Source organism: Pseudomonas sp. Marseille-Q1929, assembly GCF_017316265.1.
GTDB lineage: Bacteria > Pseudomonadota > Gammaproteobacteria > Pseudomonadales > Pseudomonadaceae > Aquipseudomonas.
Window position 1 is genome coordinate 65,279 of sequence record NZ_JAFLWU010000028.1, and the last position, 8,345, is coordinate 73,623.

Sequence of the window (8,345 nt, forward strand, 5' to 3'; positions counted from 1 at the left end):
GGAACCTTCGCCATGCCCGACGCCACGCTGCCCCGCGACCTGCACTACGTTGACGACACCCAGCCCGGCATTCGCCGCAAGATTCTGCGCGGTAAATTCCAGTACTTCGACGCCCAAGGTGTGCGTATCAAAGACGCGGATGAAATCCAGCGCCTGAACACCCTCGCCGTGCCGCCGGCCTACACCGACGTGTGGATCTGCGCCGACCCGCGCGGCCACCTGCAAGCCACCGGCCGCGATGCCCGTGGGCGCAAGCAGTATCGCTATCACGCGCGTTGGCGTGAGGTGCGCGACGGTGACAAGTACTCGCGTCTCCAGGCGTTTGGCGAAGCGCTGCCAAAACTGCGCAAACAACTCGAAGCACAGATCGCCGAGCCTGGTTTTACCCGGGAAAAGGTCTTGGCCACGGTGGTGATGCTGCTCGACGCCACGCTGATCCGCGTCGGCAACAGCCAGTACGCGCGTGAGAACAAGTCCTACGGGTTGACCACCCTGCGCAACCGGCATGTCGATATCAGGGGCAGCGAGATCCAGTTCCAGTTTCGTGGCAAGAGTGGCGTGGAGCACCAGGTCAGCGTCCGCGATCGGCGGCTGGCGACGGTGGTCAAGCGCTGCCTGGAGCTGCCGGGGCAAGACCTGTTTCAATACCTCGACGCGGAGGGCGAACGGCACACCGTCAGCTCCCATGACGTCAACGCCTACCTGCACAGCCTCACCGGCGCCGACTTCACCGCCAAGGACTACCGCACCTGGGCCGGTACCGCCCTGGCGCTGGCGGTACTGCGCGAACTGGAGTGGCAGCCCGAATCCGATGCCAAGCGCCATGTCGTGGCGACGGTCAAGGACGTGGCCAAGCAACTGGGCAACACCCCGGCGGTATGCCGCAAGTGCTACATCCACCCCGCCGTATTGGAGCATTTCAGCCTCGGGGAACTGTCCAAATTGCCCAAGCCACGGGTGCGCAAGGGGCTCAAGGCGGAAGAAGTGGCGCTGGCGATGTTTCTGGAAAAGTTGGCAGCGGGCTTGCCGAAAGCCGCCAAGCAGGGTTAGCCTTTGCGTCCCTTCTGAGTATCGGGACGACCGCCGACGTGAACAACTAAGCCTTCCAAAATGTATCTGCAACAAGCCGCCCCGCGCGCTTGTTGGCCTGTTCGACATTTTTTTGGAGGTGCTGATGACTGACGTCAACCGGCTGCCCGCACTCGTTTCCCTGCAACACCTGGGCTTTCAGTTCGCCAATGGCGAAACGTTACTGCAAGACCTGAACCTGACCATCGATCACACGCCCACCGGCATTGTCGGGCGCAACGGCCGAGGTAAAAGCATCCTCGCCAAATTGATCGCCGGGCGCCTACCGCCCTCCTCCGGCACCCTGAGGCGTTCCGCCAGCGTGGCTTACGTGCCGCAAAGCGTGGACGTTGCCCCCGGCGAAACCATCGCCCATCTCACCGGCACAGCCCCGGCCTTGTCGGCCCTTAAGCGAATGACCAACGGCACGGCGCAACCGCAAGATCTAGAACTGATCGACGACCGCTGGGACCTCGGCGAACGCCTGCGCCACGCGCTGGATAACGCTGGACTGCCGCACCTGGGGCCTGACAGCCTGGTCGACCAACTCAGCGGCGGCCAATTGGCGCGGGTGGCCGTGATCGGCGCGCTGCTGGCCACGCCACAGTTGTTGGTGCTCGATGAACCGACCAACCACCTCGACCGCAGCGGCCGCGAGTGGCTGTTGCACCGATTAGCGGATTGGCGCGGCGGCCTGGTGGTGGTCAGCCACGACCGGCAACTGCTCAACACCCTGGAGCGCATCATCGAACTCTCACCCCTTGGCGCCAAGGTCTATGGCGGCAATTACGATGCCTACCGCCAGCAGCATGACGCCGAACAGCATGCGGCAGTCGCGGCCCTGGAACACGCACGCCTGACCCGCAACCGCGAACGACAGCGCCTGCAAACAGACCATGACAACTTGCAACGGCACGCCGCGCGTTCGCGCAAGCAGGCAGGCACCGCCAACGTGGACCGTTTCACCAAGGCTCGCTGGAAAGGCGCCGCCAGCGAAATCCTCAGCAACGTGGGCAGTGCACACCGTGCCCACAAGCACGAACTCGACGCCCAGGTACGCCAGGCCTACGAGCGTGTGCTGGATGAAACGCCGACGATGCTCGCGTTGCCCGCCTCGACCGTGCCCAACGGCCGACAGGTGCTGCACCTGGTGGATGTTGACCTGCCTTGGCTCGCACGCACAGGCCTCGACCTTCATCTAGCGGGCCCCGTTCGCGTTGCGGTGCGTGGGCCGAACGGCTGCGGCAAATCCACGTTGCTCAAGGTGCTGGCGGGTCATTGGCAGGCCGTTGGCGGGGCTTGCAGCGTACATGTGCCCTGCGCCTATATCGATCAACACCTTGCGCTGCTCGATGACCAGCGCTCCATCGTCGAACAGCTCAACCGCCTCGACACGCCGATGACAGAAGCCGAACTGCGTACGCGCCTGGCCCTTTTACAACTGGACGCTTTGCGCGTGACTCAACCGGCGGGACAGCTCAGCGGCGGCGAACGGCTGAAGGCCGCGATGGCAATTGCCTTGTGGCGCAAAACGCCTGCGCAGTTGCTGTTGTTGGACGAGCCCACCAACCACTTGGACTTGGATTCTGTGCTCGCTTTTGAGCAGGCTCTGCAAGGGTTTACCGGGGCAATAGTCGCGGTGTCCCATGATGAGGCGTTCATGCGGGCAATCCGGCCGACGCATTACCTGAGCTGGGAAAGCGCAGGCTGGCGCCTGGAGTGTGCTTGAGGTCATTGCGCGGGCTGACAAAGCGTCCTACGGTAGTGGCCGAATAATCTCACACGGAGCCCAGTCCTATGCTGCCGTCGTCCCCCAAGCCTTACGCCAATGCCCTACACGCCCACCGCCAACGCTGGCGCGGCCGGGTCGGGTTGATGTTGGTGGCCAGCCTGTCAGTACTGGCCGGCATGACCGATGCCATTGGCTTTATGGCCAGTGGCGATTTTGTCTCGTTCATGAGTGGCAACACCACGCGGCTGGCGGTGGCGATCAGTGCGGGCGATCTTGGCCTGACGGGGCGACTGTTGTTGCTGGTGGCGACCTTTGTCGTCGGCAATGCGTTAGGCGTGATGGTCAGCCGCTTCAGCCGCCGGCATGCCCTGCCCTTGCTGCTGTGCATCGCGGCCCTGCTCTGCGGTGGCGCGTTGTTGCCCACGGACGATGCCTTGCCTGCCTTACTGGCGGCGATCATTGCGATGGGCATGCTCAATGCGGCGGTGGAAGAGGTCAACGGGTTGCCGGTAGGCCTGACGTACGTGACCGGCGCGCTCTCACGTTTCGGCCGCGGCCTGGGGCGCTGGATGCTGGGGGAGCGCCGCAATGGCTGGCGTGTGCAACTGATTCCGTGGGGCGGAATGTTTGTCGGGGCGGTGCTCGGCGCGCTGCTGGAGCAGCAGATGGGCCTGAAGGCGCTGCTGGTCAGCGGTGGATTGGCGGCGTTGCTGGGCGTGGTGTCGCTGAAGATTCCACGGCGCTGGCACTTGGGTTATATGCCGCGCTAGAGGAAAAGGATGCTCGTCCGACGCGTCGGCCTCGACGTCCGTGTGCTGGTAAAGAGCCATCACGTCGAACGAGCGGGAGGAATGATAAGCGAATGTCCGGCGGCTGTCCCGCCGGGCATTTCCTAAAACCACTAAGGCAACGGATTACAGGCAAGTCGCGAGTGCCGCCAGGCGACGCTTGGCGGGCATGTTGTCGTCAACGGCGTAGTACTTGACCGTGGCGCCGGCACCTGCACTTTGCACATCGACAAAGTAATCGCCGCCGGTGGTGTACACGGTGAAACCGCCCGCCCCATTCGGTTCCTTGAAGCCACCAGCGTCCACGCCAAACACGCTTTCGTCCTGCCAGCCGAACTGGATGCATTCGGCAACCACCAAGGTGGCCTTATCCGAAGCCAGGGTCTTGTAGGGCGTGCCCTCGCGCGCGTCTTTCATCTTCGAACCTGCGCAACCGGCCAGTGCTGCCAGTACCAATGCCGCCATTACCACCTTGTGCATGCCATTGCTCCGTCGCAAAAAAACGCGACTCTACCACTTGCCGGCGCCCTAGGGGCCAAAGGTAGCGCCTGCTGACACATGGCATTATGATGCCAACGTTGATCTCACTGAGGAGGTCAACGGGATATTCTCTACAAGGAAGCGTCATGAAAGATTTCGTCATCAGCGTCAACAACACTGTGCTCTACATCGCCCTGGCCTTCGTTTGGCTGATGGGTTTGGTAACGATGTTCGGTGCAAGTTTCCTGACGGGCCTCGCGGTCCTGATCGGCGGCACGTTGACGTGGTGCATCATTTCCGGCTTCTGGTTCGTCCAGTCGGCCACGTATGAAGAACTGCGCAAGCTCAACGCCAAGAGCTGATGCAACACGGCAGCATGAATTTAGTTTCACTGTGAAGGGAGAATGCGCCACCTATAGTGGCCACGCTCATTTTTAGAAGTCTCCCTTCAGCCCGCCCTCCCGCGGGCTTTTTTTCGCCTGGGCGTCAGAGCAGCCAGCGCAGCAGATAGAACAACGCCATGCTCAACAGTACGGTCAGCAGGACATTGCGCGTCCAGTACATCAACGCCACTGCGCTGATCCCTGCGAGCAGATAGGGGTTGGTCGGGCTCAGGTTGAGGTGCTGGTGATCGGCCAGGAAAATGATCGGCCCGCAAATCGCCGTGAGCATCCCCGGCACCGCGAACCCGAGAAACTCCCGTGCACCACGGTTGAGGCGCACCGGCAGACGCGGCTCGATAAACAGATAGCGGTTGAGAAACACCACCAGGCCCATCGTCACAATCATGATGTAGATCATCGTTGCCCTACTCCCAGCCGTTTGCAGGCATACCCGGCGCTCATCCCCAGCACACCCGACACCACCACGGCCGATTCCCAATGCAGGAAGCTCAGCCACACCGAGAACAGCAACGACACGGCCACGCAGACCACGGTCGGCACATCACGGACCACCGGGGTGATCAGCGCAATGAAGGTCGCGGCGATGGAGAACTCCAGACCCAACTGGTCCAGGCCGGGAATGCTCTTGCCCAGCACGATGCCGGCGAGGGTGAACAGGTTCCAGGCGATATAGAACGTCAAGCCGACGCCGAGGGCGTACCAGCGATTAAACGTCTGACGGTCGTAGTGGCTGACCAGGGCAAAGAATTCGTCGGTGAGCAGAAACCCCAGGCTCATCCGCCAGCGCGTGTTCAGCGCCGACAGGGTCGGGCGCATGTGCATGCCGTAGAGCAAATGCTGGGACGTCAGCAGCAAGGTGGTCAGCACAATGGAGATCAGGCTTGCGCCGCTCTTGACCATGCCGATCGCCACCAACTGCGCGGCGCCGGCGAACACAATGGCGGATAAACCCTGGGCTTGCAGCGGGGTGAATTGCGCATCAATGGCCATGGAGCCGGCCAGCAGCCCCCACGGCGCACAGGCCAGGGACAGCGGGATAACGGCAATGGCACCGCGTGCGAAGGCGTAATGAGGTAAGGCAGTAGGCATGGACACGGCTCAACGACGGACAGTCGCCAAGCATGCCAGCGCAACCAGGCGCTTGTCTTGAACGATCTTGCTCAGGCGAGCCTGACGGACACCTGCTCCACCGAGTCCCGCGCTTCGCGCAACTCGTAGGCGTCCTGGTTCAGCCGGTGAATGGTGTTGAGCAAGCGCTGGCGCAGCACTTCATCGCCGAGTTTTTCCACGGCGCGCATCAGGTCGAAAGCAGCGGTTTCGTTATTTTCCGCGACGGAATCGAGGGTCTTGCGCAGGTTGCGAGTGGCACGGGTCACGCGGGTTCTTCCTTCGTTTGCAATGGCAGGCACTTTAGGACATTCGTGTTTCATTTTAATTTCAAACACTTGCGGCAGATTTCCGGGCACTTGATCCAGATCAAGCGAAAATCGGTTTGACCGATACATATGGAAATACGTATATTCGATTTTCCATATGTATAGGGTCTTGGCCATGTCCGAGCTCATCTCCCCACCCGAGTTGTTCAAATGCCTGGCCGATGCCACCCGCGCTCGCCTGGCGTTATTGGTTGCGCGCGAAGGCGAACTTTGCGTGTGCGAACTGATCCATGCCTTGGAGGACAGCCAGCCGAAAATCTCCCGCCACTTGGCGCAACTGCGCAGTTGCGGGCTGATGCTGGATCGTCGCCAGGGCCAGTGGATCTACTACCGCATCAACCCAGCACTGCCCGCGTGGGTCACACAGGTGCTGGACATCACCTTGCAAGCCAACCTGCCGTGGTTGCATGCCGACACCCAACGTCTGGATGCAATGGGCAACAGACCACAACGGGCCAGCGCCTGCTGCTGAACCCTCGGAGCTTTTATTGATGCTTGTCGCCATTGGCATTTTTCTGTTCACCATCATTCTGGTCATCTGGCAGCCCAAGGGCCTCGGCGTCGGCTGGAGCGCGACGATGGGCGCCATCCTCGCCCTGGCCTGCGGCGTGATCAGCCTGGCGGACATTCCGGTGGTGTGGCACATCATCTGGAATGCCACCGGCACCTTTGTTGCGCTGATCATCATCAGCCTGTTGCTGGATGAAGCCGGCTTCTTCGCCTGGACCGCACTGCATGTCGCACGCTGGGGCCGTGGGCGCGGGCGACGCTTGTTTGCCTATATGGTGCTGCTGGGCGCGCTGGTCTCGGCGCTGTTTGCCAACGACGGCGCCGCGCTGATCCTCACACCCATCGTAATGTCGATGCTCCTGGCGTTGCGCTTTTCCCCGGCGGCGACCCTGGCCTTTGTCATGGGCGCAGGCTTTATCGCCGACACCGCGAGCCTGCCGCTGGTGGTGTCGAACCTGGTGAACATCGTTTCGGCGGACTACTTCAAGATTGGCTTCAACGAATACGCGGCCGTGATGGTGCCGGTGAACCTTGTCAGCGTCGCCGCCACGTTGGCGGTGCTGCTATGGTTTTTCCGCCGCGATATCCCGCAGGTCTATGACCCCGCAGACCTGGCCGATCCGGCCAGTGCGATCCACGACCGCGCCACCTTCCGCGCCGGCTGGTGGGTGCTGGGCATCCTGCTGGTCGGTTGTTTTGCCCTGGAGCCATTGGGCATTCCCATCAGTGCGATTTCCGCCGTGTGCGCCCTGCTCCTGCTGGTCATCGCCGCCAAGGGCCACAAGATCTCCACGCGCAAGGTGCTGAAGGAAGCGCCCTGGCAGATCGTGATTTTCTCCCTGGGCATGTACCTGGTGGTGTACGGCTTGCGCAACGCCGGCCTCACCACGTACCTGGCAACCTGGCTCGACACCTTCGCCACCTACGGCGTATGGGGTGCGGCCATGGGCACGGGTGTGCTGACGGCCTTGCTGTCCTCGGCGATGAACAACCTGCCGACGGTGCTGATCGGCGCGTTGTCCATCGAGTCCAGCCATGCCGTGGGCGTGGTCAAGGACGCGATGATCTACGCCAACGTAATCGGCAGCGACCTCGGCCCGAAAATCACCCCGATTGGCAGCCTGGCCACATTGCTGTGGCTACATATCCTGGCGCGCAAGGGCATCACCATTACCTGGGGCTACTACTTCAAGGTCGGGATTGTGCTGACCTTGCCGGTGCTGTTGATCACCCTTGCCGCCCTCGCCTTGCGTTTGAGTATCTGAAATGAAAGTCCTGTTCATGTGTACCGCCAACAGTTGCCGCAGCATTTTGTCTGAAGCGGTGTTCAACCACTTGGCGCCCGCGGGTTTCGTAGCCATCAGTTCTGGCAGCTTTCCCAAGGGCCAGGTCTTGCCGCGCAGCCTGACGACGCTGGCAGCCGCTGGTATCAACACCGAAGGCTTGTACAGCAAAGGCAATGACGCGTTTGAAGGCTGCCCGCCGGACCTGGTCATCACCGTGTGCGACAAGGCCGCCGGCGAAGCCTGCCCGGTGTATTTCGGGCCGGCCGTCAAGGCGCATTGGGGGCTGGAAGACCCGTCTGAGGTGGACGGGGACGAAGCGATTCTCGACGCGGCCTTTCACGCCACGCTGGAAACCATCGAAAGCCGTTGCCGGGCGTTTTTTGCACTGCCGTTTGCGCGTCTCGGCGCTGCTGAATTGAAGGCTGAACTTGAACGGATCGCGCTCTTGTAGAGCTTTAGCGAGGCGACGAATGCGGCGGCATGGTCGGTAGAGATGTTGCCCGTGCCGCCGTCTTCGCAGGCAAGCCAGCTTGTGTCTTTCGCCGGGATTAGACTGTGGATGAGAGCGGTGGATGGCAAGCTGACCGACAGCGGTGCTTGAAGCACGTGTGGGAGCCTAAGCTGCCATCCACCTCTCCACT

The 8,345-nt window shown here is 61.8% G+C and carries 11 protein-coding genes; 7 read left to right on the plus strand and 4 right to left on the minus strand.

Features of this window, described 5'->3' with window-relative positions:
* Nucleotides 1–12: 12 nt before the first annotated feature.
* From J1G37_RS24115 to J1G37_RS24125, 3 genes are all read left to right on the plus strand, one after another.
* Nucleotides 13–1,050, plus strand: a complete 1,038-nt coding sequence (locus J1G37_RS24115; protein WP_207045798.1) for a DNA topoisomerase IB — start codon at nt 13–15, stop codon at nt 1,048–1,050.
* A 124-nt stretch (nt 1,051–1,174) separates the two neighbouring features.
* Complete coding sequence (locus J1G37_RS24120) at nt 1,175–2,797, plus strand: ABC-F family ATP-binding cassette domain-containing protein (RefSeq protein WP_207045800.1); 1,623 nt, start codon at nt 1,175–1,177, stop codon at nt 2,795–2,797.
* A 68-nt stretch (nt 2,798–2,865) separates the two neighbouring features.
* The gene (locus J1G37_RS24125) at nt 2,866–3,570 is read left to right on the plus strand and encodes a YoaK family protein (RefSeq protein ID WP_207045802.1); all 705 of its coding nucleotides are present in this window, start codon (nt 2,866–2,868) and stop codon (nt 3,568–3,570) included.
* A 144-nt stretch (nt 3,571–3,714) separates the two neighbouring features.
* On the opposite strand, the gene J1G37_RS24130 is transcribed toward J1G37_RS24125, so the two are convergent.
* Nucleotides 3,715–4,068, minus strand: coding sequence for a hypothetical protein (locus tag J1G37_RS24130; protein WP_207045805.1), 354 nt, complete (start codon nt 4,066–4,068; stop codon nt 3,715–3,717).
* 146 nt (nt 4,069–4,214) lie between these two features.
* On the opposite strand from J1G37_RS24130, the gene J1G37_RS24135 reads away from it, so the two are divergent.
* Nucleotides 4,215–4,430 carry a hypothetical protein gene (locus J1G37_RS24135; protein WP_017734230.1) on the plus strand — a complete coding sequence of 72 codons (216 nt, stop codon included), beginning with the start codon at nt 4,215–4,217 and terminating at the stop codon, nt 4,428–4,430.
* Nucleotides 4,431–4,554: 124 nt separating this feature from the next.
* On the opposite strand, the gene J1G37_RS24140 is transcribed toward J1G37_RS24135, so the two are convergent.
* From J1G37_RS24140 to J1G37_RS24150, 3 genes are all read right to left on the minus strand, one after another.
* Nucleotides 4,555–4,869, minus strand: a complete 315-nt coding sequence (locus J1G37_RS24140; protein WP_207045806.1) for an AzlD domain-containing protein — start codon at nt 4,867–4,869, stop codon at nt 4,555–4,557.
* Nucleotides 4,866–5,561 (minus strand): AzlC family ABC transporter permease, encoded by a 696-nt coding sequence (locus J1G37_RS24145; protein ID WP_017734232.1) that lies wholly within the window; start codon nt 5,559–5,561, stop codon nt 4,866–4,868. Before J1G37_RS24145 ends, J1G37_RS24140 begins: the two co-directional genes overlap by 4 nt.
* A gap of 71 nt (nt 5,562–5,632) precedes the next feature.
* On the minus strand, nt 5,633–5,848 hold the full coding sequence (locus J1G37_RS24150; protein ID WP_005788169.1) for a hypothetical protein: 216 nt from the start codon (nt 5,846–5,848) through the stop codon (nt 5,633–5,635).
* Between the two features lie 175 nt (nt 5,849–6,023).
* Here J1G37_RS24150 and J1G37_RS24155 point away from each other — a divergent pair, with 175 nt between their 5' ends.
* The 3 genes from J1G37_RS24155 to J1G37_RS24165 are packed head-to-tail and all read left to right on the plus strand — an operon-like array spanning nt 6,024 to nt 8,155.
* Nucleotides 6,024–6,380: a metalloregulator ArsR/SmtB family transcription factor gene (locus J1G37_RS24155; RefSeq protein WP_207045808.1), complete on the plus strand. Its 357-nt coding sequence runs from the start codon at nt 6,024–6,026 to the stop codon at nt 6,378–6,380.
* Between the two features lie 19 nt (nt 6,381–6,399).
* Nucleotides 6,400–7,683, plus strand: coding sequence for an arsenic transporter (locus tag J1G37_RS24160; RefSeq protein WP_207045810.1), 1,284 nt, complete (start codon nt 6,400–6,402; stop codon nt 7,681–7,683).
* Nucleotide 7,684: 1 nt separating this feature from the next.
* Nucleotides 7,685–8,155: an arsenate reductase ArsC gene (locus J1G37_RS24165; RefSeq protein ID WP_207045812.1), complete on the plus strand. Its 471-nt coding sequence runs from the start codon at nt 7,685–7,687 to the stop codon at nt 8,153–8,155.
* Nucleotides 8,156–8,345 lie beyond the last annotated feature (190 nt).